The sequence below is a fragment of the Nocardioides sp. genome, from assembly GCF_044226305.1.
Lineage (GTDB): Bacteria > Actinomycetota > Actinomycetes > Propionibacteriales > Nocardioidaceae > Nocardioides.
This window is the reverse complement of sequence record NZ_JBGAHF010000031.1, coordinates 1-20,092: the sequence shown is the minus strand read 5'-3', so window position 1 is coordinate 20,092 and position 20,092 is coordinate 1. Positions and strand designations below refer to the sequence as shown.

General features: G+C 72.7%; 26 protein-coding genes. 11 read left to right on the top strand and 15 right to left on the bottom strand.

All coding sequences use genetic code 11. The features are described from left to right. Positions 1 to 33: 33 nt before the first annotated feature. Both erpA and ACILQ5_RS20635 read right to left on the bottom strand, forming a co-directional pair. Entirely contained in the window at positions 34 to 396 is a 363-nt protein-coding gene (gene erpA / locus ACILQ5_RS20640; protein ID WP_395659916.1) for an iron-sulfur cluster insertion protein ErpA, read from the bottom strand. Between the two features lie 61 nt (positions 397 to 457). After that, the gene (locus ACILQ5_RS20635) at positions 458 to 1,543 is read right to left on the bottom strand and encodes a glycerate kinase (RefSeq protein ID WP_395659915.1); all 1,086 of its coding nucleotides are present in this window, start codon (positions 1,541 to 1,543) and stop codon (positions 458 to 460) included. 35 nt (positions 1,544 to 1,578) lie between these two features. Between ACILQ5_RS20635 and ACILQ5_RS20630 the strand changes: the two genes are divergently transcribed. After that, a complete protein-coding gene (locus ACILQ5_RS20630; protein WP_395659914.1) occupies positions 1,579 to 2,460 on the top strand; it encodes a GNAT family N-acetyltransferase in 882 nt (293 codons plus the stop codon). Between the two features lie 43 nt (positions 2,461 to 2,503). Next, positions 2,504 to 3,676: a quinolinate synthase NadA gene (nadA, locus tag ACILQ5_RS20625; protein ID WP_395659913.1), complete on the top strand. Its 1,173-nt coding sequence runs from the start codon at positions 2,504 to 2,506 to the stop codon at positions 3,674 to 3,676. Between the two features lie 33 nt (positions 3,677 to 3,709). On the opposite strand, the gene ACILQ5_RS20620 is transcribed toward nadA, so the two are convergent. From ACILQ5_RS20620 to ACILQ5_RS20605, 4 genes are all read right to left on the bottom strand, one after another. Continuing rightward, positions 3,710 to 4,864, bottom strand: coding sequence for an ATP-binding protein (locus tag ACILQ5_RS20620; protein ID WP_395659912.1), 1,155 nt, complete (start codon positions 4,862 to 4,864; stop codon positions 3,710 to 3,712). Between the two features lie 120 nt (positions 4,865 to 4,984). Beyond that, entirely contained in the window at positions 4,985 to 5,563 is a 579-nt protein-coding gene (pspAB, locus tag ACILQ5_RS20615) for a PspA-associated protein PspAB (RefSeq protein WP_395659911.1), read from the bottom strand. Positions 5,564 to 5,574: 11 nt separating this feature from the next. Continuing rightward, positions 5,575 to 6,489 (bottom strand): zinc metalloprotease HtpX, encoded by a 915-nt coding sequence (gene htpX, locus ACILQ5_RS20610; RefSeq protein ID WP_395659910.1) that lies wholly within the window; start codon positions 6,487 to 6,489, stop codon positions 5,575 to 5,577. A 31-nt stretch (positions 6,490 to 6,520) separates the two neighbouring features. Beyond that, on the bottom strand, positions 6,521 to 7,300 hold the full coding sequence (locus tag ACILQ5_RS20605; RefSeq protein WP_395659909.1) for a PspA/IM30 family protein: 780 nt from the start codon (positions 7,298 to 7,300) through the stop codon (positions 6,521 to 6,523). Between the two features lie 104 nt (positions 7,301 to 7,404). On the opposite strand from ACILQ5_RS20605, the gene ACILQ5_RS20600 reads away from it, so the two are divergent. Continuing rightward, a complete protein-coding gene (locus ACILQ5_RS20600; protein ID WP_395659908.1) occupies positions 7,405 to 7,989 on the top strand; it encodes a DUF3043 domain-containing protein in 585 nt (194 codons plus the stop codon). Positions 7,990 to 8,006: 17 nt separating this feature from the next. On the opposite strand, the gene ACILQ5_RS20595 is transcribed toward ACILQ5_RS20600, so the two are convergent. From ACILQ5_RS20595 to paaA, 6 genes are read right to left on the bottom strand one after another with little or no spacing between them, the layout of a single operon-like run. Next, complete coding sequence (locus tag ACILQ5_RS20595) at positions 8,007 to 9,020, bottom strand: aldo/keto reductase family protein (protein WP_395659907.1); 1,014 nt, start codon at positions 9,018 to 9,020, stop codon at positions 8,007 to 8,009. Between the two features lie 31 nt (positions 9,021 to 9,051). Beyond that, the gene (gene paaE / locus ACILQ5_RS20590) at positions 9,052 to 10,113 is read right to left on the bottom strand and encodes a 1,2-phenylacetyl-CoA epoxidase subunit PaaE (RefSeq protein WP_395659906.1); all 1,062 of its coding nucleotides are present in this window, start codon (positions 10,111 to 10,113) and stop codon (positions 9,052 to 9,054) included. 1 nt (position 10,114) lies between these two features. Continuing rightward, a complete protein-coding gene (gene paaD / locus ACILQ5_RS20585; RefSeq protein ID WP_395659905.1) occupies positions 10,115 to 10,591 on the bottom strand; it encodes a 1,2-phenylacetyl-CoA epoxidase subunit PaaD in 477 nt (158 codons plus the stop codon). Beyond that, a complete protein-coding gene (gene paaC, locus ACILQ5_RS20580; RefSeq protein ID WP_395659904.1) occupies positions 10,588 to 11,331 on the bottom strand; it encodes a 1,2-phenylacetyl-CoA epoxidase subunit PaaC in 744 nt (247 codons plus the stop codon). Before paaC ends, paaD begins: the two co-directional genes overlap by 4 nt. Continuing rightward, positions 11,328 to 11,609 carry a 1,2-phenylacetyl-CoA epoxidase subunit PaaB gene (gene paaB / locus ACILQ5_RS20575; RefSeq protein ID WP_395659903.1) on the bottom strand — a complete coding sequence of 94 codons (282 nt, stop codon included), beginning with the start codon at positions 11,607 to 11,609 and terminating at the stop codon, positions 11,328 to 11,330. Before paaB ends, paaC begins: the two co-directional genes overlap by 4 nt. Then, positions 11,606 to 12,523, bottom strand: a complete 918-nt coding sequence (gene paaA, locus ACILQ5_RS20570) for a 1,2-phenylacetyl-CoA epoxidase subunit PaaA (RefSeq protein ID WP_395659902.1) — start codon at positions 12,521 to 12,523, stop codon at positions 11,606 to 11,608. Before paaA ends, paaB begins: the two co-directional genes overlap by 4 nt. 85 nt (positions 12,524 to 12,608) lie before the next feature. Here paaA and ACILQ5_RS20565 point away from each other — a divergent pair, with 85 nt between their 5' ends. From ACILQ5_RS20565 to ACILQ5_RS20550, 4 genes are read left to right on the top strand one after another with little or no spacing between them, the layout of a single operon-like run. Beyond that, positions 12,609 to 13,142, top strand: coding sequence for a GNAT family N-acetyltransferase (locus tag ACILQ5_RS20565; protein WP_395659901.1), 534 nt, complete (start codon positions 12,609 to 12,611; stop codon positions 13,140 to 13,142). A 36-nt stretch (positions 13,143 to 13,178) separates the two neighbouring features. Further along, complete coding sequence (locus ACILQ5_RS20560; protein WP_395659900.1) at positions 13,179 to 13,406, top strand: hypothetical protein; 228 nt, start codon at positions 13,179 to 13,181, stop codon at positions 13,404 to 13,406. Positions 13,407 to 13,433: 27 nt separating this feature from the next. After that, entirely contained in the window at positions 13,434 to 14,123 is a 690-nt protein-coding gene (locus ACILQ5_RS20555; protein WP_395659899.1) for an AzlC family ABC transporter permease, read from the top strand. After that, positions 14,120 to 14,419 carry an AzlD domain-containing protein gene (locus tag ACILQ5_RS20550; RefSeq protein ID WP_395659898.1) on the top strand — a complete coding sequence of 100 codons (300 nt, stop codon included), beginning with the start codon at positions 14,120 to 14,122 and terminating at the stop codon, positions 14,417 to 14,419. Before ACILQ5_RS20555 ends, ACILQ5_RS20550 begins: the two co-directional genes overlap by 4 nt. 164 nt (positions 14,420 to 14,583) lie before the next feature. Here the strand turns inward: ACILQ5_RS20550 and ACILQ5_RS20545 are convergent, their stop codons facing one another. Further along, on the bottom strand, positions 14,584 to 16,140 hold the full coding sequence (locus ACILQ5_RS20545) for a M4 family metallopeptidase (RefSeq protein ID WP_395659897.1): 1,557 nt from the start codon (positions 16,138 to 16,140) through the stop codon (positions 14,584 to 14,586). A gap of 116 nt (positions 16,141 to 16,256) precedes the next feature. Then, on the bottom strand, positions 16,257 to 17,003 hold the full coding sequence (gene dapB / locus ACILQ5_RS20540; protein WP_395659896.1) for a 4-hydroxy-tetrahydrodipicolinate reductase: 747 nt from the start codon (positions 17,001 to 17,003) through the stop codon (positions 16,257 to 16,259). Positions 17,004 to 17,055: 52 nt separating this feature from the next. Here dapB and ACILQ5_RS20535 point away from each other — a divergent pair, with 52 nt between their 5' ends. The 4 genes from ACILQ5_RS20535 to ACILQ5_RS20520 all read left to right on the top strand — a co-directional run bounded on the left by ACILQ5_RS20535 (position 17,056) and on the right by ACILQ5_RS20520 (position 19,449). Continuing rightward, entirely contained in the window at positions 17,056 to 17,571 is a 516-nt protein-coding gene (locus tag ACILQ5_RS20535) for a class I SAM-dependent methyltransferase (RefSeq protein WP_395659895.1), read from the top strand. A gap of 57 nt (positions 17,572 to 17,628) precedes the next feature. Next, positions 17,629 to 18,225 carry a helix-turn-helix domain-containing protein gene (locus tag ACILQ5_RS20530; RefSeq protein ID WP_395659894.1) on the top strand — a complete coding sequence of 199 codons (597 nt, stop codon included), beginning with the start codon at positions 17,629 to 17,631 and terminating at the stop codon, positions 18,223 to 18,225. Beyond that, positions 18,222 to 18,788 carry a hypothetical protein gene (locus tag ACILQ5_RS20525; protein WP_395659893.1) on the top strand — a complete coding sequence of 189 codons (567 nt, stop codon included), beginning with the start codon at positions 18,222 to 18,224 and terminating at the stop codon, positions 18,786 to 18,788. Before ACILQ5_RS20530 ends, ACILQ5_RS20525 begins: the two co-directional genes overlap by 4 nt. 121 nt (positions 18,789 to 18,909) lie before the next feature. Continuing rightward, entirely contained in the window at positions 18,910 to 19,449 is a 540-nt protein-coding gene (locus tag ACILQ5_RS20520) for a GAF domain-containing protein (RefSeq protein WP_395659892.1), read from the top strand. A gap of 39 nt (positions 19,450 to 19,488) precedes the next feature. Here the strand turns inward: ACILQ5_RS20520 and ACILQ5_RS20515 are convergent. Further along, the coding region (locus tag ACILQ5_RS20515) for a DUF4389 domain-containing protein (protein ID WP_395659891.1) at positions 19,489 to 20,092 on the bottom strand (604 nt) is incomplete at its 5' end.

Genomic DNA, 20,092 nt, shown 5'->3' with positions numbered 1-20,092 from the left:
GGCTCTTCTGGTGTCAGCTGGTGCGTTCCTCGATCAGTGGAACGAGTCGCCGCAGGCGCAGGAGCCGGTGGCGTTCGGGTTGTCGATCGTGAAGCCCTGCTTCTCGATCGAGTCGACGAAGTCGATCATCGCGCCGTTGAGGTAGGGCACGCTCATCCGGTCGACGACGACGGACACGCCGTCGAAGTCGGTGACGACGTCGCCGTCCAGGCTGCGCTCGTCGAAGAACAGCTGGTAGCGGAGGCCCGAGCAGCCGCCCGGCTGCACGGAGATGCGCAGGGAGAGGTCGTCGCGACCCTCCTGCTCGAGGAGGCTCTTCACCTTGGCAGCGGCCACCGGGCTCAGGTTGATGGAGTCCGTGCGGCGCTCGGTGGTGGTCTCGACCTGCTCGGTCATGTGGCGTTCTCCCAAGGTCGGTGGAGGGGTCGTACTGCCGTCAATGGTCGCACACGGACGGTTATTCCCGGGACCACGTGCGGGCGACCCGTGCCGCGAGGTCGCCGAGGGCGCCCACCGGGTCCGTGAGGGCCCGCTCCTCCCCCACCGCGTCCACGAGCGAGTACGCCGACTCCACGCCCAGCGCGCGCATCTCGCGGGAGCCGACGTCCACCCGGCCGGCCAGCACCACGCACGGACGGAGCGCGCCCCCGGCGACCTCGGCGACGCCGTACGGGACCTTGCCGCCGCGGCTGGAGTAGTCGAAGGCGCCCTCCCCCGTCAGCACCAGGTCGGCCTCGCGGGCACGCTCGGACAGACGCAGCGCCCCGGCGACCAGCTCGATGCCGGGCTCCCGGGTGGCGCCGAGCAGCAGCAGGCCGAAGCCGAGCCCTCCGGCCGCCCCGGCGCCCTTCTCCAGCGCCAGGCGCCGGTCGGTCGCGGCGGCCAGCTCCTCGAGCCGGCCGTCGACCTCGGGCAGCCGCTCCTCGGGGATGCCCTTCTGCGGGCCGAACACCTTGGTCGCGCCGAAGAGGCCGGTCAGCGGGTTGTCGACGTCGCTGGCGGCGACCAGCTCCGCTCCGCCGAGCCGGTCGGGGGCCGGCAGGTCGACCCGGGTGATGCCGCCGAGTCCGGCGACCCCGCGGTCCAGCGGCCGGTCGGCGGTCGCGCCGAGGGCCGCGAGCAGGCCGGCACCGCCGTCGTTGGTGCCGCTGCCGCCGAGGCCGACGACGATCCGGGTCGCCCCGGCACCCGCCGCGGCCACCAGCAGCTCGCCGACGCCGTACGTCGTCGCGTCCTCGGGCCGCTCCCGGCCGGTCAGGTGGAGCCCGCACGCCTGCGCCGCCTCGACGTACGCGGTGGTTCCGACGAGGAGCACCGTGGCCGGCGTCGGCTCCGCGTGCGGACCTCGGACGGTGACGGCCAGGAGGTCCCCGCCCAGCGCGGCGTGCAGCACGTCGACGAAACCCGGGCCGCCGTCGGCCATCGGTGCCAGGTCCAGCTCGTCCTCCGGCGCCTGCCGCCGCCAGCCGGCGGCGATCGCGTCCGCGGCCTCGACCGCCGTCAGGGTGCCGGCGAACTTGTCGGGGGCGACGAGAATGCGCATGCGCCCATCCTGTCCCACTCCCTAGGGTTCCCCGCGTGGGAGACCTGACGATCCGCCCGATGACCCTCGACGACGTGCCGGAGGCCGAGCGCGTCAGCGACGAGGGGTTCTTCGAGCTGGACTCGCGGATGCGCCGGCAGTCGGCACCCCCGCCGGAGCGCCGGTCCCCGGCACACCGGGCGGTCTGGATCGAGCGCACCCGGCACTTCGTGCGCACCGACCCGGGCGGCTGCTGGGTCGCGGAGGACGCCACGGGGATGGTCGGCATGGCGACGTCGTACCGCCGCGAGGTGCTGTGGTGCCTGGCGACGTACGCCGTCGTGCCCGGCCGGCAGGGACAGGGCATCGGGAAGCCGCTGCTGGCCGCGGCGCTGCAGCACGGCAGCGGCTGCACCCGCGGGATGCTCTCGGCGTCGTCCGACCCACGGGCGGCGCGGGTCTACCACCAGGCCGGGTTCGAGCTGCACCCGCAGATGTACCTGACCGGCACCCTCGACCGGTCGGCGATCCCGGTGCTGGAGAAGGTCCGCGAGGGCAGCGCCGGCGACATCGACCTGATGGACTCCCTGGACCGGGGCGCCCGCGGTGCCGGGCACGGGCCCGACCACGAGCTGATGCTGCGCACCTGGCGGCTGCTGGTCTCCGACACCTCGACCGGGTCCGGCTACGCCTACCTCAACGAGCGCGGGTCGCTGGCGCTGCTGGCCGCCTCCAACCGCCGGACCGCGACCCGGCTGCTGTGGGCCGCCCTGGCCGAGGGACCCGGGACGGCGACCGTCGCGCACGTCACCGGGGTCAACCAGTGGGTGCTCGACGTCGGGATGGCGGCGCGGCTGGAGGTGCACCAGGAGGGTTATCTCGGGCTGCGCGGGATGAAGCCGCCCGCGCCGTACGTTCACAACGGTGCGCTCCTGTAGCGCACCCACCGGCCCGCGACGGCCCGACCCTAGGATGGCGACCATGACCACCGTGGACCTCCCGCTGCTGCCGCTCGGCCGCGGCGTCGACCTCGAGAGCGAGCGGGGCGTGGAGTGCCCGGGCGACCTGCCCGCCGCGTCCGACCCCGACCTGGTGGCGCGCGCCCGCGCGGCCAAGGAAGCCCTCGGCGACCAGGTCTTCGTGCTCGGCCACCACTACCAGCGCGACGAGGTCATCGCCTTCGCCGACGTCACCGGCGACTCCTTCAAGCTCGCGCGCGACGCCGCCGCCCGGCCGGACGCCCGCTACATCGTGTTCTGCGGCGTGCACTTCATGGCGGAGTCCGCCGACATCCTCACCGGACCCGACCAGCAGGTGGTGCTGCCCGACCTGGCCGCCGGCTGCTCGATGGCGGACATGGCCCGGCTGACCCAGGTCGAGCTCGCCTGGCAGGCGATGCAGGAGGCGGGGGTCGCCGACAGCGTCGTCCCGGTCACCTACATGAACTCCTCGGCCGACATCAAGGCGTTCTGCGGGCGCAACGGCGGCGTGGTGTGCACGTCCAGCAACGCCGAGGTCGCGCTGGAGTGGGCCTACGCCCAGAAGCCGGACGCGAAGGTGCTGTTCCTCCCCGACCAGCACCTCGGGCGCAACACCGCCGTCCTCCAGATGGGTCTCTCGCTCGACGACTGCGTCGTGTGGGACCCGCACCGCCCGAACGGCGGGTTGACCGCGGAGCAGCTCCGCGACGCCCGGATGATCCTGTGGAAGGGGCACTGCTCGGTCCACGGGCGGTTCGCCCCCGAGGTGGTCGACGAGCTGCGGGCCGAGATTCCCGGCGTGCAGGTCCTGGTGCACCCCGAGTGCCGCCACGAGGTGGTGCTCAAGGCCGACCTGGTCGGGTCCACGGAGTTCATCATCAAGACGATCGAGGCGGCACCGGCCGGCTCGAGCTGGGCGATCGGCACCGAGCTCAACCTGGTCCAGCGGCTCGCCGCGGCGCACCCCGACAAGCAGATCGTCTTCCTCGACAAGACCGTCTGCTACTGCTCGACGATGAACCGGATCGACCTCCCGCACCTCGTGTGGGCGCTGGAGTCGCTGGTCGCCGGGACGGTCGTCAACCGGATCGAGGTCGACCCCGAGACGGAGCGGTGGGCGCTCGTCGCCCTCGAGCGGATGCTCGCCCTGCCGGGGAAGTCCGCGCGGGACTGACCGACCCCCTCGGACGGGCTCGGGCCGCCGGCGTCAGACCGGGAGCTCGAACCAGGCGCAGGTGCCGCCGTACGCAGCGTTGGTGAGCCCGATCCGGCCGCCGTGCGCCTCGACGATCCGGCGGCAGGTCGACAGCCCGATGCCGGAGCCCTCGACCTCCTCGTCGACCCGGGCCAGCGGCTCGAAGACCCGCTCGATCTGGTCCTCGGGGATGCCGGGACCGCGGTCGCAGACCTCGATCCGCCACTGGTTGCCGATCCGGGTGCCGTCCACCTCCACGTGCGCCGGCTCGCCGGGGCGGGTGAACTTCGCGGCGTTCGCGACCAGGTTCTGCACCACGGCGCGCAGCTGGACCGGGTCGCCGATGACGGTCGGCAGGTCGCCGACGACGACGGTCGCGCCGTCGAGCGGCACGGCCAGGTCCTCACGCACGTCGGCGAGCACGGCGGCCAGGTCGACGGGGACCCGCTGCAGCTCGGCCCCGACCCGGGCGTAGGCGAGCAGGTCGTCGATGAGCGTCTGCATCCGCCCGGCGCCGCCGAGCGCCCGCTGCACCAGGAACGCCAGGCCGGGGTCGTCGCCGGTCTCCTCGCCGATCATCGCCAGCGACATGGTCACGGCGGTGAGCGGGTTGCGCAGGTCGTGGCTGACCTGGCCCGCGAAGGCCGTGAGCGCCTCGTTGGAGCGCCTGAGCTCGCGGGTGCGCAGCTCCAGCTCGAGCAGGTCCACGACCCGGTCGGCGAGTGCGGTGAGCGCGTGCTCCTGGTCGGCGGTCAGGTCCCGCGGGACGGTGTCGAACACGCACAGGGTGCCGATGGCCACGCCCTGCGGCGTGACGAGCTGGTGGGTCGCGTAGAAGCGGACCGACCCGAGGATCCCGGTGACGAACGGGTTGTGGGCGAACCGCGCGTCCCGGCTTGCGTCGGGCACCACGACCGGCGCCCCGTCGTGGAGCACCAGGTTGCACATCGAGTCCTCGCGCGCGCAGATCGAGGCGTCGAACCCGTGGGTGGCGATCTGGTGCTGGGCGGTGTCGGTGATGAGGTTGATCGTGGCCATCGGCACCTGGGCGACCTGGGCGGCCACCTCGACCAGCGCGAGGAGGTCGGCCCGGGGCGGCTCGACCAGGACGCGGTACTTGCCGATCTCCGCGACGCGGGACACGTCGTGCTCGAGCGTGGTCGTCACGGAGTCGTAGCCTCCCCATCGGCTGGTCTCGTCTGGTCGGAGGACGGCGCTGCCGCAACCCGACGCGGCACGATATCCGGGCAGGGACCGTCTGGACCAGTGGCTCCCGGGAGGTCCGTCTCAGAGCCCGGGCGCACCCCAGACGGCCAGCCAGCGGCCGAGGTCCTTCTCGACCGGCAGCTCGCCGGCGAGCGCGTCGCGGACCTGGATCTCCAGCAGGTTGTCGCGCCGCTGCTCGGCACCCGGGGCGGGGGCGAACGGGTAGAACGTGCCCTGCTTGTAGAGGTAGACGAGGCCGACCCGGCGACCGTCGGGGTCGACGAACGGGACCAGCGAGCAGAGCAGGCCGGGGCCGAAGCCCTGGGCCTCCAGCGAGGTGTTGACCGCGTGCAGGTCGGTCACCAGGCCGGCGACGTCGGCGGGGTCGTGGCGGTTGAGCAGCCAGGTGAAGCCGAACTCGTCCCGGGTCACCTCCACGGGAGGGGCGGCCGGGTCGGCGTCGAGCAGCGCGACCACGTCGTCCTGGGCCTGCTGGAACGCGGGGCCGGACGCCGCGCGGTAGCAGACCGAGCCCTCGCCGGTGGAGACCAGGCCGAGGGTGGTCTGCAGGGTGACCGCCGCGCTCGGCAGGAGGAACAGCGCGTCGAGGTCGGGCTGCTTGGGGCGGGTGCGGCCCGTGACGACGTCCCAGAATCCCATCGGGTCGGCGCTCAGGCCGGCCGGCTGAGCTCGGCCTGGATCCGGGCCAGCTGCTCGAGCCGCTGCTCGAGCGTCGGGTGGGTCGAGGTCAGCGTGCGCAGCGAGACGCCGTGGACGGCCGGGGCGATGAAGAACGCGTTCATCGCCTGCGAGGAGCGCAGGTCCCGGTCGGGGATCTGGTTGATCTCCCCCGTGATCTTCTGCAGCGCCGACGCCAGTGCCTGCGGCTTCATCGTGAGGTACGCGCCGGCCCGGTCGGCCGAGAGCTCGCGGTAGCGCGAGAGGAGCTTGAGGAGCAGGAAGCTGACGGCGTACGTCACCAGGCTGACCACGAGCACGACCAGCCAGACCGGTACGCCGCCGGTGTTGCTGTCGCGGCGGCCGCCGCCGAAGATCGCGCCGTACTGCGCGCCGCGGGTCAGCATGCTGGCGACGATGCCGGCCGACGAGGCGACGGTCATCACGAGGACGTCGCGGTGCGCGACGTGCGACAGCTCGTGCGCGAGCACGCCCTCGAGCTCCTCGGCGGTGAGGCGGCGCAGGATGCCCGTGGTGACCACGACGACCGAGCGCTGTGGCGACCGCCCCGTCGCGAACGCGTTGGGCAGGTCGGTGTCGGCGATGCCGACGCGCGGCTTCGGCATGTCCGCGAGCGCGCAGAGCCGGCCGATCATCTCGTGCAGCTCGGGCGCCTCCTGCGGGCTGACCTCACGGGCCCGCATCGCCTTCATGGCGACGGTGTCGGAGTTGTACCACTGGAACCACACGACGCCGAGACCGATCGCACCGATGATCGGCGCCCACCCGGCGGGCATCACCGCGATCAGGATCGCGATGATCCCGACGAACATCGCCCCGAGCAGGAACATGACCGACGTCATCCGGGCGGTCAGCCCGGCGTCACCGACGAACCGCGTGCGTGCCATGCCACCGATTCTTCCCGGTGGCCCAAGCGGATCAGGCCCCGGACTCCTTCGGTGCCTCGGTCTCGGCGACGTCGCCGCCGTCCTCGCCGGGGAGGATCGCCTGCGGCGGCGGGGTGGAGCCGGACTTGAGGGCGGCGAGCTCGGCCTCGACGTCGGCCTGGGAGCTCATCGCCTCGAGCTCGCGGGCGATGTCGTCGCCGGAGCTGGTCGCCGAGACGTCCTCGAGCGCGCCCGAGGCGATCAGCTCGTCGATCGCACCGGCCCGCGCCTGCATCTGGGCGGTCTTGTCCTCCGCGCGCTGGATCGCCTGACCGACGTCACCGAGCTCGTCGCCGATGCCCGACATCGCCTCGTTGATGCGGGTCTGGGCCTCGGCGGCCGTGTAGGTGGCCTTGATCGTCTCCTTGCGGGTGCGGAAGGACTCGACCTTGGCCTGCAGCCGCTGCTGCGCGAGGACGAGCTTCTCCTCCTCCGCCTGGAGCTGGGCGTGCTGCGCCTTCAGGTCGTTGATCTGGGTGGTCAGCCCGGACTTGCGGGTCAGCGCCTCGCGGGCGAGGTCCTCGCGGTCCATCGAGAGCGCCTTCTGCGCCTGGTCCTGGAGCTTCGCGGACTGCTGCTCGAGCTGGTTGATCTGCAGCTCGACGCGCTTGCGGCTGGTCGCGACGTCGGCGACCCCCCGGCGGACCTTCGAGAGCAGGTCGAGCTGGCGCTGGTAGCTGTAGTCGAGCGTCTCGCGCGGGTCCTCGGCGCGGTCGAGCGCCTTGTTCGCCTTCGAGCGGAAGATGAGGCTCATTCGCTGCCAGATACCCATGGGGGTCAGCCTAGGGTGAAACTCAAGGCGGGGCGACGGCGCCGGTAGGCTGGGCCCGTTCGCCGTCACGTCCTGCCCATCACGATCTGCACCGAGGCCCCGCGTTGTTCCGTCGCAGCAAGACCGAGACCCCCTCCACCGAGACGACCACCACGAAGGTGGGCGGCAAGGGTCGGCCGACCCCGACCCGCAAGGAGGCGGAGGCGGCAGCGAAGGCACGCGCCAAGGCCCCCCGCACCCGCAAGGAGCAGGCCGCCGCGCAGCGCTCCACCCGCTCGGAGTCGAGCCAGCGGATGCGGCAGGCGATGCGGGAGGGCGACGAGCGCTACTACCCCGCCCGCGACCGCGGCCCGGTGCGCCGGTTCGTGCGTGACTTCGTCGACAGCCGGTTCTCGCTCATCGAGCTGGTGATCCCGCTGCTGCTGGTCACGCTGCTGCTCGGCTGGTCCGGCAACGCGTCCCTGGCCCGCCTGGGCAACACGCTGCTGATGGTGGCGGTGCTCTTCGTCATCCTCGACATGCTGGTCCTGCGGTTCCGGATGCGCCGCGAGCTGGCCCGTCGCTTCCCCGACGAGTCGACCAAGGGCCTCACCTACTACGCGCTCACCCGGGCGCTGCAGATGAAGTTCATGCGGCTGCCGAAGCCGCAGGTCAAGATCGGCCAGAAGCTCCCCGAGCACTACCGCTGACCCGGGGGCCCACCCGGTCAGCGCTTCATCAGCTCCGCTCGGCGCACGACCTGGGTCCGTGCCGGGTCGCGCACCACGACGGGGTCGACGATCTCGTCGATGGCGGCGAGCACGTCCGGCTCGAGGCGTACGCCGGCGGCGCGGGCGTTGTCGCTGACCTGGTCGGGCCGGCTGGCACCGATGATCGCGGCCGAGACGTTCGGGTTCTGGAGCACCCAGGCCACGGCGAGCTGCGCCATCGTCAGCCCCGCCTCGTCGGCGATCGGCCGGAGCCGCTGGACCCGCTCGAGCACGTCGTCGCGCAGCCAGCGGCCGATCATGGTCGCGCCGCCCTTCTCGTCGGTCGCGCGGGAGCCCTCGGGGGGCGCCTGGCCGGGCAGGTACTTCCCGGTGAGGACCCCCTGCGCGATCGGTGAGAACACGACCTGACCGATCCCGAGCTCCTCGCAGGCCGGCACCACCTCGGGCTCGATGACCCGCCAGAGCAGGTTGTACTGCGGCTGGTTGGAGACCAGCGGGACCCGCAGCTCGCGGGCCAGCGCGTGGGCCGCGCGGATCTGGTCGGCCCGCCACTCCGAGACGCCGATGTAGAGGGCCTTGCCCTGGCGCACGACGTCGGCGAACGCCTCCATCGTCTCCTCGAGCGGCGTCTCGTCGTCGTACCGGTGGGCCTGGTAGAGGTCGACGTAGTCGGTGCCGAGGCGGTGCAGCGAGCCGTTGATCGACTCGAGGATGTGCTTGCGGGACAGGCCGTGGTCGTTGTGCCGGCCCGGGCCGGTCGGCCAGTAGACCTTGGTGAAGACCTCCAGGCCCTCCCGCCGCTCGCCCCGCAGCGCCTTGCCGAGCACGGTCTCGGCGCGGGTGTTGGCGTACACGTCGGCGGTGTCGAAGGTGGTGATGCCCTCCTCCAGCGCCCGGTGGACGCAGGCGAGCGCCGCTTCCTCCTCGACCTGCGACCCGTGCGTGAGCCAGTTGCCGTAGGCGATCGCCGAGATCTTCAGGCCGCTGCTGCCGAGGTTGCGAATCTCCATGCTCGCGACCCTAGTCGGCCCCCGGTGCGGCTCAGCCGTCGAAGTCGAGCACGACCTCGGGTGAGGTCGGGTGCGACTGGCAGGTCAGCACGTAGCCGCGTTCGATCTCCTCGGGCTCGAGGGCGTAGTTGGCGTCCATGGCGACCGTCCCCGAGACCAGCCGCGCTCGGCAGGTGCCGCACACCCCGCCCTTGCAGGCGAAGGGCAGGTCGGACCGGACCGCGAGCGCCGCCTCGAGCACCGGGACGTCGTCGGGCCGCAGGGACAGCGAGGACGACCGGCCGTCGAGCCGGATGGTCACGGCGGCCGCGCCCTCGGCCGTCCCGGTCAGCGCCTCGACCGGGGCCCGCGGCACGGGGTCGGCGTGGAAGAGCTCGGAGTGCACCCGCGAGGTGGCGACCCCGAGGTCGGTCAGCGTCGCGCGGAGCTCGGTGACCAGCTGCTGCGGCCCGCACAGGAACCACTGGTCGACCTCCTCCGGCGGCATCAGCGCCTCGAGGATCCGGGTCAGCCGGTCGCCGTCGAGCCGACCGGAGAGCAGCTCGACCTCCTGGGTCTCCCGGGAGAGGACGTGCACCACCTGGAACCGGTCGGGGTAGCGGTCCTTGAGGTCGTGCACCTCGTCGAGGAACATCACCGAGCGGTGCGTGCGGTTGGCGTAGACCAGCATCGCCTGCGAGCCCGGCTCCCCCTCGAGGACCGCCGCGAGGATCGAGAGGACGGGCGTGATCCCGGAACCGGCGGCGACCGCGACATAGGTACGGCGTGCGGTCGGGTCGATCTGGGAGGTGAACCGCCCCGCGGGCGTCATCACCTCGAGCGTGTCGCCGACGACCAGCCGGCCGACGACCCCCTCGCTGAACGCGCCGCCCGGCAGCTGCTTGACGCCGATCCGGAGCACCCCCGAGGACGGCGGCGTGCAGATCGAGTAGGAGCGGCGGACGTCGTCGCCGCCGCGGATCGAGAGGTGCTGGCCGTGCGCGAAGCGGAACTCCGGGGCCAGGTCGGGTGGCACCTCGAAGGTCAGCGCGACCGCGTCGTCGGTCAGCTCGTCGATCGCCGCGACCCGCAGCGCGTGGAAGGTGGCGGACACGTCAGATGGCCTTGAAGTGGTCGAACGGCTCGCGACAGGCGCGGCAGACCCAGAGCGACTTGCACGCCGTCGAGCCGAACCGGCTCGACTCGCGGGTGTCCAGGGAGCCGCACTGCGGGCAGCGCACGCTCAGCGGCACCGCGACCGGGCCCTCGGTGCGCGGTCCGGGGGGTGCGACGCCGTATGCCGCGAGCTTGGCCTTGGCCTCGGCGCTCATCCAGTCGGTCGTCCAGGGCGGTGACAGCACGAACTCGACGTCGACGTGCTGGTAGCCGGCGCTCAGGAGCGCCTCGACGAGGTCCGCGCTGATCGTCTCCATCGCCGGGCAGCCGGAGTAGGTCGGCGTGATCTGCACGTGGACCCGGCCCTGGTCGTCCTCGGTGACGTCACGCAGGATCCCGAGGTCGGCGATGGTCACCACCGGCAGCTCGGGGTCGGGCAGGTCGGCGGCGATCTTCCACGCCGGCGAGCCGGTCACCACGTCGCCCCGGGGTGGGAGCGGTGCAGGTGCTGCATCTCGGCGAGCAGGTAGCCCATCTCCTCGGTGTGGATGCCCTCGCGGCCCCGGCCGGGGGCCGGCGTCACCTGGGGCACGACGAGGGTCGCCTCGGCCACGACCTGCTCGAGCCGCGCCAGCACCGCCGGGCGCAGGGCGGTGGGGTCGGCGGCCACCCCGGAGGCGACCAGCCCGGCGTCGACCGGGCCGAACAGCTCCTCGAGGTAGGGCCACTCGGCGTCCAGCGCCGCCTGCATCCGACGGTGGGACTCCTCGGTGCCGTCACCGAGCCGGACCACCCAGCGGGAGGCGTGGTCGAGGTGGTAGCTGACCTCCTTGACCGCCTTGCCGGCCACGCCGGCGAGGGTCGCGTCGGAGGACGAGGCGAGCGCTGCGTAGAGCTCGGCCTGCCAGGCCGCGAACAGCAGGAGCCGCGCCATCGCGACGCCGAAGTCGGTCTGGGCGCGCTCGACGAGCCACACGTTGCGGAACTCACGCTCGTCGCGCAGGTAGGCGAGGTCGTCCTCGGTGCGGCCGCAGTCCTCCAGCAGGCCGGCGCGGGAGAGCAGCACCCGCGCCTGCCCGAGCTGGTCGAGCCCGATGTTGGCGAGCGCGACGTCCTCCTCGAGCTCCGGCGCCCGGCTGATCCACCAGCCGGTGCGCTGGGCGGAGACCAGCGCGTCGTCGGCGAGGCCGACCACGTAGTCGAACAGGGCGCTCACAGGTGCTCGACCCCCTCGGGCACCTCGTAGAAGGTCGGGTGCCGGTAGACCTTGTCGGCCGCGGGGTCGAAGAACGCCTCCCGCTCCCCCGGGTCGGAGGCGACGATCTGCGCCGACGGCACCACCCACAGCGACACGCCCTCCTGGCGGCGGGTGTAGAGGTCGCGTGCGTTGCGCAGCGCCATCTCGGCGTCCGGGGCGTGCAGCGAGCCGACGTGCACGTGCGAGAGGCCGCGGCGCGAGCGCACGAAGACCTCCCAGAGCGGCCAGTCCTTCATGCCGCTCCGACCCGGGTGTGCTTCGCGGCGTAGGCGGACGCGGCCTCGCGCACCCACGCGCCGTCCTCGTGCGCCTTCACCTTGTGCGCCATCCGCTGCTGGTTGCACGGGCCGTTGCCCCGGATCACCTCGAACAGCTCGGTGAAGTCGACGGGACCGAAGTCGTAGTGACCGCGCTCCTCGTTCCACCGGATCGCCGGGTCGGGGAGCGTGAGCCCGAGGGCCGCCGCCTGTGGCACCGTCATGTCGACGAACCGCTGGCGCAGGTCATCGTTGGAGAACCGCTTGATCCCCCACGCCATCGACTGCGCGGAGTTGGGCGAGTCGTCGTCGGGCGGGCCGAACATCATCAGCGCCGGCCACCAGTAGCGGTCGACGGCGTCCTGCGCCATGTCGCGCTGGGCGGCCGTGCCGTGGGCGAGGGTGTGCAGGATCTCGAAGCCCTGCCGCTGGTGGAAGGACTCCTCCTTGCAGATGCGCACCATCGCCCGGGCGTACGGGCCGTAGGAGCAGCGGCACAGCGGCACCTGGTTCACGATCGCGGCGCCGTCGACCAGCCAGCCGATCGCGCCGACGTCGGCCCAGGTGAGGGTCGGGTAGTTGAAGATCGAGGAGTACTTCTGCCGACCGGTGTGCAGCTGGTCCAGCAGGTCGGCCCGGTCCACGCCGAGGGTCTCGGCGGCGGCGTAGAGGTAGAGCCCGTGGCCGGCCTCGTCCTGCACCTTGGCCATCAGGATCGCCTTGCGACGCAGGCTCGGTGCGCGACTGATCCAGTTGCCCTCGGGCTGCATCCCGATGATCTCGGAGTGGGCGTGCTGGGCGATCTGGCGGACCAGGGTCCGGCGGTAGCCGTCGGGCATCTCGTCCCGAGGCTCCACCCGTCCCTCGTCGGCGAGCAGGGTGTCGAAGGTCACCCCCCGACGTTACCCGAGGATGTTACAGATGTCTGCACCGGCGACACCGGCCTGTCACAGGAGGGGCGGCTGACAGGATGCAGCCATGAGCGACGTGTCGGTGCGGGTGGCCTGGGCGGACGACGCCCGCGCGATCGCCGGTCTCCAGCTGCGCACCTGGCGGTCGACGTACGGCGACCTGCTGCCCGCCGAGGCGCTGCCGACCGACGTCGAGGGCGCCGCTGCCGCGTGGCAGGCCGCGCTGGCCCGGCCCGGCGACGCCCGCAACCGGGTGCTGGTCGCCCTCGAGCGCAACCGGGTCGTCGGCTTCGCCATCACCTCCCCCGCGCCGGACCCCGACTGCGACCCGGTCGTCGACGCGGAGCTCGCCGAGCTGACGGTCGACCCGGACGAGCGCGGGCAGGGGCACGGGTCCCGGCTGCTGCAGGCGGCGGTGGACACGATGCGCGCCGACCGGTTCAGCCGGGCGGTGCTGTGGGCACGCGCCACCGACGACCAGCTGCGGGCCTTCCTCACCGCGGCCGGGTGGGCCCCCGACCAGGCGCACCGCGAGCTCGCGCTGGACGAGGCGGCCACCGCGGTGGTCAAGCAGGTCCGGCTGCACACAGCGATCTCCTAGGTCGCACCTCTTGATTTCCACGCCAGGAGGTTCACGATGGACCTTGTGATCGGTCCTCTGCCCCGGCTCCACCGCCTGCTGGTGGTGGTCACCTCGCTGATCGTGGGCATGCTCTCCGGCATCTGGCTGGTGAACGCCACCGGCGTCCCCGCCCTGGTCGCCGCCGGCGTCGGCTGGGGCCTGCTGGCCGGCCTGCTGCTCACCTACGTGCTGCTGCACGACTTCCACCACCGTCCGCAGCCGGTCCGGGTACGCCGCCACTGAGCCGGGACCTGCCCTACCCTTCCCGGGGTGACCGACGAGCCGCTCGACCCGCGTGAGCGGACGGCGATCATCCGCGACAGCCTGGGCGTGGGCGTCGCCACCGGGGCGTACGGCGTGGGCTTCGGCGCGGTCTCGGTCGCAGCGGGGCTGTCGGTCGCGCAGACCTGTGCGCTCTCGCTGCTCGTCTTCACCGGGGCCAGCCAGTTCGCGCTGGTCGGCGTGGTCGCGTCGGGCGGCGCGCCGATCTCGGGCGCATTGACCGCGCTGCTGCTCGGCACCCGCAACACGCTCTACGGGCTGCGGCTCGCGCCGCTGCTCAAGCTCCGGGGGGCGCGGCGGGCGCTGGGCGCGCACGTGCTCATCGACGAGTCCACCGCGATGTCGGTGACCCGCACGTCGACCGAGGCCGCCCGGGTCGGGTTCTTCGCGACCGGCGTCTCGATCTTCGTGCTCTGGAACCTCGCGACCCTCGCGGGCGCGGTCGCCGGCAACGCCATCGGCGACCCACGCACGTACGGGCTGGACGCCGCCGTCGGAGCGGCCTTCCTGGCGCTGCTGTGGCCGCGGCTGGACCGCCGGCGCAACCGGCTGGTCGCGCTCGCCGCGGCCGTGGTCGCCCTGGCGACGGTGCCGATCGTGCCCGCCGGCGTACCCGTCCTCGCGGCGGCCGGCGTCGCCCTGCTCGCCGGGGTGCTCACCCGGGGGGCGGAGCGGTGATCTGGGTGGCGGTGGTGGTCGCCGCGCTCGGGTGCTACCTGCTCAAGCTGGCGGGGCTGTCGGTCCCGCCGCGGGTGCTGGAGCGGCCGCTGGTCGAGCGCGTGGCCGACCTGATCCCCGTGGCCCTGCTCGCCGCTCTCGTGGCCGTGCAGGTGTTCTCCCGAGGGCACGAGATCGTGGTCGATGCTCGCGCCCTCGGGCTGGCGGCTGCGGTGGTGCTGCTGCTCCTGCGGGCGCCGTTCCTGGTGGTGGTGTTCGGCGCCGCGCTGGTGGCAGCCGGCGTGCGGCTCCTCTAGGCCGCTGGACGGGCGCGACCTCCCCGAGGACGGCCAGCACCTCGTCGCTCACCGTCGAGCCGTGACCGACGGGGCCGGCCACGGCTCGCGGATCGGCGCAGGGCACAGGAGCCCGCGCATTCCGTGGTGCGCGGACCCCTGTGCGTCGGTGCGCCGGGTCGCAGTCAGCCGACGCTGACCGCACTCCAGGCGGCGGCGACAGCGTTGTACTGGGTGCTGCCCTGGCCGTAGAGGTCCTTGGCGGCGTTGAGCGTCGCCGTCCGGGCGCCGGCGTAGGTGGTGCTCGAGGTCATGTAGACCGTCAGCGCCCGGTACCAGATCTTGGCGGCGGCGTCGTGGCCGATGCCGGTGACCGTGGAGCCGTTGCAGGTCGGGCTGTTGTACGAGACGCCGTTGAGCGTCTTCGCCCCGGAGCCCTCGGACAGCAGGTAGAAGAAGTGGTTGCCGATCCCCGAGGAGTAGTGCACGTCGACGCTGCCGGCCGTGCTGCTCCAGCAGTTCAGCGAGCTGCCGTCGGACGCGGGGTTGTCCATCCGCCGGAACCCGAGGTGCTTCTTGAGGTCGAACTCCTCGCCGATCAGGTAGTCACCGGGGTCGTTGGCGTTCGCCGCGTAGAACTCGACCATGGTGCCGAAGATGTCCGAGGTGGCCTCGTTGAGGCCGCCGGACTCCCCGCTGTAGGTCAGGCCCGCGGTGTTCTCCGTGACGCCGTGCGACATCTCGTGGCCGGCGACGTCGAGCGAGGTGAGCGGACCGTAGTTCGTCCCGTCGCCGTCGCCGTACGTCATCTTGGTGCCGTCCCAGAAGGCGTTGACGTAGTTCTTGCCGTAGTGGACCCGGTTGTAGGAGCCGGTCCCGTTGCCGAAGATCCCGTTCCGGCCGTAGGTGTTCTTGTAGAAGTCCCACGTCATGTTCGTGCCGTACTGCGCGTCGACGGCCGCCGACTCCCGGCTGCTCGTCGAGCCGTTGCCGAACAGGTTGTCGGGGCTGGTGAACAGGGTGCCGGTCTTGCAGCCGATCCCGAAGTACTGGCAGCCCAGGGAGTCCGTGGCGTTGCCCATGTCGGTGGTGTAGGTGTTGCCGCGCGTGGGGTCCTTGAGCTGGTAGGTCGAGCCCGACAGCGTCAGCTGGAGCGGCACGGTGCCGCCGTAGAGCGACTGGCCGGAGCCGTCGACGGTCTCGATCTGCTGCTCGCGGCGCAGGACCGCGCCGGTGGTGGCGTCGACGTACGTCGCCAGGCGGCTCGGCGTGCCGTCGGCCTGCACTCCCCCGGTGACGACCTCCCACGCGAGGCGCGGGGTGCCCGAGGTGGCGTCGACGACCAGCCGGGTCGACTGGGCGCGCCGCGGCAGCTTCGCGGCCGCCGCCGCGCGGCTGACCTTCGGGGTGGTCGAGAGGCGGACGGCGTCGTCGAGGGTCTGGCTCACGCCGCGGAAGCCGCCGGCCGCGGCCTGGTGGACGACGAGGTCGCCGCCGAGCACCGGGAGGCCGCGGTAGGTGCGCTCCATCCGGACGTGGGTCGCGCCGTTGGGGTCGGTGACCCGGTCGGTCACGTGGTAGCGGGTGCCGGCGGTGGCGAGCGCCGCGGCCGGGTGCTGGAGGAGCGCGTCGACGGCGCCGGGGCGGGCCGGCTGTCCGACCGCCTGCCCACCTCCCGCCTGGAGACCGACGGCCGCGAGGGCGAGGACGGCGAGGGACGCGACACCCGAGATCTTGCGCATGTGGATCCTTCTCGTTCGAGGGGGGAGAGAGCAGCGGTGGCCGCACTCTTTCCCCCACCAACGACGGTCGGAACCGTCGGCTACCTGCGCATCCGTGCATTGCACGAACCTGCAGGTCAGGCCAGGTCGAGCAGGTGCTCCAGGCCGACCGTGAGGCCGGGGTGGTCGGCGATCGCGCGCAGCCCGACGAGCACCCCGGGCGTGAACGAGGCCCGGTCCATCGAGTCATGGCGGATGGTGAGGGTCTCCCCCACCCCGCCGAACAGCACCTCCTGGTGCGCGACCATGCCGCGGATCCGCAGGCCGTGCACGTGGATGCCGTCGACGTCCGCCCCGCGGGCGCCCTCGAGGCCCGTGCTGGTCGCGTCCGGCACCGGTCCGAGGCCGGCCTCCCGTCGCGCGGCGGCGATCAGCTCCGCCGTACGCCGGGCGGTGCCGGACGGCGCGTCGGCCTTGGTCGGGTGGTGCATCTCCACCACCTCGACCGACTCGTAGAACGGCGCGGCCGCGGCGGCGAAGCGCATCATCAAGATCGCGCCGATGGAGAAGTTGGGGGCGACCAGGACGCCGGTGCCCGGCGCGTCGTCGAGCCACCGACGCAGCGTCGCCAGCCGCTCGTCGTCGAACCCGGTCGTGCCGACGACCGCGTGGATCCCGTGCCCGATGCAGAACTCGAGGCTGTCCATGACGACGTCGGGGTGGGTGAAGTCGACGACCGCCTCGGCGCCGGAGGTGAGCAGCGCGGCGATGTCGTCGTCGGCGTCGATCTCGGCGACCAGCTCGAGGTCGTCCGCCGCGGCGACCGCACGGCAGACCTCGGCACCGACCTTGCCCCGGGCACCCAGCACCCCCACCTTCGTCACGCGCGCCAACCTACCGGTGCCGGGGCGGCCCCAGTTCTGGCAGGCTGGGCCCATGGCGGTTCAGACCATCCCACCTCGGATCCGGTGGGCGGTGGACGTGATGGACGTCCAGCCGGACGACCACGTCCTGGAGATCGGGTGCGGCCCGGGTGCGGGTGCCGAGCTGATCTGCGAGAAGCTCGAGACCGGCAAGCTGTTCGCCATCGACCGCTCGGAGTCCGGGGTCGACCGCACCAAGCGCCGGTGCGCCCGGTTCGTGGAGTCCGGGCGGCTCACCGTCCGCCAGATCGACCTGGCCACCCTGCGGGTGCCGGTCAAGCGGCTGAACAAGGTCTTCGCGTTCAACGTCAACCTGTTCTGGGTGCGCGAGTGCGCGGAGGAGGTGGCGCTCCTCCACGAGCGGGTGTTGCCCGGCGGGGCCGTCTACCTGTTCTACGAGGCGAACCAGCCCGAGCTGGTGCCGACCATGGTGCGCAAGGCGTCGGCCGCGCTGGTCGAGGGCGGCTTCCGGGTCTCGGTGGTCGACCAGAAGGCGCCGCCGGTCGTCGGCCTGATCGGCCGTCGCTGAAGACAATTCTCTGAACTGATCTTGCATTAGGCGATTTCCTGAACTAGCCTGACCGGCATGTCCGTGCTCGTCCTCACCGTCGACCAGCAGGGCAGCCGCCGCTCGCCCGACCGGGTCGCGGAGACGGTCGCGGCCCTGGCCGGCGTCCCCACCCTGCGGGCGTTCGAGCAGACCGTGGGCGACGAGTTCCAGGGCGTGCTCGACGACCCCGCCGCCCTCCCGCCGGTGGTCGAGGCCCTGCTGCGGGACGGCACCTGGCACATCGGCATCGGCGCCGGCGAGGTCGAGGAGCCGCTCCCCTCCCACGCGCGGGCGGGGCGCGGACCGGCGTACCTCCTGGCCCGCGACGCGGTGACCGCCGCCAAGAGCAGCCCGTGGCACCTGCGGGTCTGCGGCGCCGACCCGGCCGCGCGGGCCCTCGAGACGACGCTGTGGCTGTGGGCCTCGGTGCTCGCCCGCCGGACCTCGCGCGGGTGGGAGGTCGCCGACCTGGTCGCCGAGGGCCTGTCGTACGACGAGGCCGCCCGCCGGCTGGGCATCAGCCCCTCCGCGGTCAGCCAGCGCGCCCAGGCCGCGGGCATCGTGGAGTCGCGACGCGCCCGCGAGCTCGCCACGGAGCTCGCCGCCCGACTCCTCGGGAAGGAACCGACATGAGCCCGACCGACTACGGAGCACTGCTGCTGGTGCTGCTCACCTGCGGCGTCGTCACCGGCGTCGTCGCCTGGACCGGTGCCGCCGCGCGACGCATCTGGGCGCCGGCCGCGCTGCTGCTGCTCGTCGCCGCCGGCGCGGTGGCCGCGGTGCCGTCGGACGTCGAGGTGTCGGCCGGCTGGCCCACGGTGCTGCTCGTGACCCTCGGTGGGCTGCTCGCGGTCGCCGGCGGCGGCCCGCTGACCGCGCTGGTGTTCGACCTCGTCGACCGGCGCGACCCCTCGGCCACCACGCCGGCCGACTCGATCAGGAGCGCCGGCCACGTGCTGCGCGGCGGCGCCTGGATCGGGGCCCTGGAGCGGGTCGCGATCTTCGCCAGCCTGGTCGCCGGCTGGCCCGAGGGGCTCGCCGTCGTCCTGGCGGTCAAGGGCCTGGGCCGCTACCCGGAGCTCCGCGCGGCCGAGGACGGGGTCCGCACCGGCGCGGCCGAGCGCTTCATCATCGGCACCTTCGCCAGCGTGCTGTGGGCGTGCGGCTGCGCCGGGGTGGTCCTGCTGGTGGCGTAGGCCGCGTCTCCCGGGTCGGCGCAGGCCCGGCGATGTGTCCTAGACGACCGGCAGCTTTCCCGCCGAAGTCGCTGCCCTCATCCGAACGGGTGAGACACTGGAGCCGGGAGAGGAGTGCCCGATGCTCAGCGAACACACCCACACGAGCGGCACGGCCGAGGCCGCGGCCGGGCTCGACCCCGAGGTCCGGCGGTTGCTGGCGCAGGTCGACACCGTGCCGCAGCTCGCCGACGTCGTCCGCCGCGCGGCCCGGGCGGCCGGACGTGCCGACGGCGCGACCTTCGTCCTCAAGGAGGACGACCGCTGCTTCTACGTGGACGAGGACAGCATCGCGCCGCTGTGGAAGGGACAGCGCTTCCCCATCTCCTCGTGCATCTCCGGCTGGGCGATGCTGCACGGCAGCGTGGTCACCGTCCCCGACATCACCCTCGACGACCGCGTGCCGCAGGACGCCTACCGCCCGACGTTCGTGCGCAGCCTGCTGATGGTGCCCGTCGGCGCCCAGCCGACCGCGGCGATCGGCGTCTACTGGGCACGCGAGCACCACGCGACCGCAGACGAGCAGGGCCGGGTCATCGCGGTCGCCGAGGCCGCGGCCGCAGTGCTCGACCGGATCGGCCTGGACAGCGCTCCCTGGGCGCCGAGCTTCGGGAAGCACTGAGCCGGGGCCGGTCGTCGGCCGCCGGCTCAGGCCCGGACCTCAGCTGAGGGAGAACGGCGGGTAGCGGTCGGTGACCAGGAGGAACGCGTACGCCTGGACGCGCAGCGCCCACCGTCCGACGCCGACCACGAAGTCGAACAGGCCCTGCGGGTAGCGGCCGGTGAACAGGATCGCGAACCACGCGACGACCCCCGCGAAGAAGGCACCGATCCCCAGGAAGAACAGCACGATGTAGTGCGGGACGGCGAGCAGCCACTTCACCAGCGGCAGCCAGCGGTTCAGGTCGTGCTCGGCGTCGGGGTAGTCGATCTCGAGGTGGACCTTCTGCTCGTCGACCGTCGAGGGGTACTCGTCGGTGAGCAGCACGAAGTACGCCGTGACGCGGGCGCCGAAGCGGGTCAGCTCGCGGGCGAAGTCGAACCACCAGCGCGGGTAGCGCTGCCGGAACAGGATCATCAGGAGGGTGGCCATGAACAGCCCGCTGACGATGCCCCCGCTGGTGCTGCTGACGGTGTCACCGCCCTCCTCGTAGACCGTGCGGGTCACCCCGGCCGTGAGGATCGAGTAGACGATCATGATGGGGACGACCAGCACCAGGCGGAACAGGGTCGTCACCCGCCGGTGCTCCGGCGTGTAGTCGACC